General features: G+C 65.8%; 3 protein-coding genes. All 3 read left to right on the top strand.

Going from position 1 to position 2,410, the window contains the following annotated elements; translation table 11 throughout:
* Positions 1–298 (top strand): transposase (locus CW354_RS04810; protein WP_165793526.1); only part of this gene is annotated, 298 nt, incomplete at its 5' end.
* Positions 295–642, top strand: a complete 348-nt coding sequence (gene tnpB, locus CW354_RS04805) for an IS66 family insertion sequence element accessory protein TnpB (RefSeq protein ID WP_104828934.1) — start codon at positions 295–297, stop codon at positions 640–642. The genes CW354_RS04810 and tnpB, both read left to right, overlap by 4 nt.
* Before the next feature lie 83 nt (positions 643–725).
* Complete coding sequence (gene tnpC, locus CW354_RS04800; protein WP_104828935.1) at positions 726–2,390, top strand: IS66 family transposase; 1,665 nt, start codon at positions 726–728, stop codon at positions 2,388–2,390.
* Positions 2,391–2,410 lie beyond the last annotated feature (20 nt).

The raw sequence follows: 2,410 nt of genomic DNA, 5'->3' as shown, positions 1-2,410 counted from the left end.
GCCGGGGGCGACCATGTCGGCGGTTGCGCGGCGGCACGGGATCCGCGGCGAAGAGCTGCACGCCTGGCGCCGGGCCGCGCGTGAAGGCCGTCTGACGGAGACGGACGACGCCGGCGCGGGACCGCGCTTCGTGCCTGTCGTCGTCACGGACGCGTCTGCCGGCGAGGGCGTTGAGGCGGCCGTCGGCGACGTCGCTACGGCGATGATCTTCTCGCTGCCGACAGGCGAGAAGCTGTCTTTCGACGCGCGCGTCGATCCGGCGCTGCTCGACCGCACGCTCAGGGTGCTGCGCCGATGATCGCCGTTCCGCCCAATACGAAGATCTGGATCGCGCTCGGCCGCACCGACATGCGCCGCGGCTTCAACGGCCTGTCGCTGATGGTGCAGGAGCAAATGCGCATGGATCCCTGGTCGGGACATGGGTTCGTGTTTCGCGGCCGCCGCGGCGATTACATAAAAATTCTTTGGGCTGACGGCCACGGGCTTTGCCTTTTCTCGAAGCGTTTGGAAGAGGGCCTTTTCGCCTGGCCGAGCCTGAAGGATGGTACGGCGCCGATGACGTCGGCGCAATTCGCCATGCTGCTCGACGGTCTCGAATGGCGCACCGTGCGCGACGCGCGAAGAGGACGCCGCGCCGGCTGATTCGCGCTGCGGCATTCTGAATCGGTTGCATCTTTGTGCGCAGAGAATGACGCGAGTCATGCTTTCCTCCGCTCATGGCCGACATGGTTTCCGCATCGGAAGACATCAACACGCTGCGCGCCGCGCTCGCAGCGGCGGAAGCCAAAGCCGCGGCCATGGAAACGCGCGCGATCAACGCCGAAGCACATGCGGCGCGCGCCGAGGCCGAGGCGGCTGTCGCCAAGGCGAAGCTCAGCGCGACCATGGCGATCATCGAAGACCTTCGTTTGCAGATCGCCAAAGCCCGCCGTGAACAATACGGGCAAAAATCGGAGCGCGCCGCGCGCCTCATCGATCAACTGGAGCTGCAGCTCGAAGAGTTCGAAGCCAGCGCCGCCGAAGACGAGATCGCGGCGGACGAAGCCGCGCGCAACGCCGATCCCGGCGCCCCGCCGCGACGGCGCCGTCCGGCGCGCAAGAAGCCGTTTCCGCCGCATCTTGAACGCGAACGCGTCGTCGTGCCGGGCCCGGCCCAGTGCCCCTGCTGCGGCTCCACCCGGCTGTCGAAGATCGGCGAGGACGTCACCGAGACCCTCGAAGCCGTTCCGCGCCAATACAAAGTGCGCCAGACGGTGCGTGAGAAGTTCACCTGCCGGGAGTGCGAGCAGATCAGCCAGCCGCCGGCGCCGTTCCACGCGATCCCGCGCGGCCATGTCGGCCCGTCGCTCCTCGCCATGATCGTTTATGACAAGTTCGCGCTGCACCAGCCGCTCAATCGTCAGAGCGAGGAGTTTCTGCGCGAGGGAATTGATCTTTCGCTGTCGACGCTCGCCGACCATGTGGGTTCTGCAACCTCGGCGCTGCGGCCGCTCTTTGAGCTGATCGAGGCGCATATGTTCTCGGCCGAACGTCTTCATTGCGACGACACCACCGTGCCGCTCCTCGCCAGGAACAAGACCATCACCGCGCGTCTTTGGACCCATGTGCGCGACGACCGGCCGTTCGGCGGCGCCGCGGCGCCGGCGGCGGTCTTCTACTTCTCGCGCAATCGCGAGGGCGAGCATCCGCAACGGCAATTGGAGGCCTTCTCCGGTCTTCTGCAGGCTGACGCTTTCAGCGGGTTCGTCCCGCTCTATGCGCCGGGCCGCAAACCGGGACCGATCTATGAATGCGCCTGCTGGGCGCATGGGCGCCGGAAGCTGTTTGAACTCGCCGATATCGCCAAAAGCGCGCGCGAACCCAAATTCGTCATATCGCCCGTCGCCTTCGAGGCCGTAAAGCGCATCGACGCCATCTTCGACATCGAACGCGAGATCGCCGGCAAGAGCGCCGCTGACCGTCTCGCCGTGCGCCGGCAGCGCGTCAAACCGCTCGTCGACGAACTGCATAAATGGATGACGGACGAACGCGCGAAGCTGTCGGCGAAGTCGCCGGTCGCAAAGGCGCTCAACTACATGCTGAAGCGCTGGCCCTCTTTCGCACTCTTCACGGATGACGGGCGCATCTGCATGACGAACAACGCCGCCGAACGTTCCCTGCGCGGCGTTGCTTTGGGCAGGAAGTCTTGGCTTTTCGCAGGCTCCGAACGCGGCGGCGAGCGCGCGGCGATGATGTTCTCCTTCATCATCACCTGCCGCCTGAACGATGTCGATCCGAAGGCCTGGCTCGCCGACGCCCTCGAACGTCTCCCGAACCATTCCGCACAGCAGCTGCATGAACTGCTGCCGTGGAACTGGCGCCGCGACGCTGAAGCCGCTCAAGCCGCCTGAACCTTCCGTACCCGTATTAC

It is taken from the genome of Hyphococcus luteus, assembly GCF_002943565.1.
GTDB lineage: Bacteria > Pseudomonadota > Alphaproteobacteria > Caulobacterales > Parvularculaceae > Hyphococcus > Hyphococcus luteus.
Note: the sequence above shows the minus strand (reverse complement) of the source record. Positions and strands in the feature narration are given on the sequence as shown.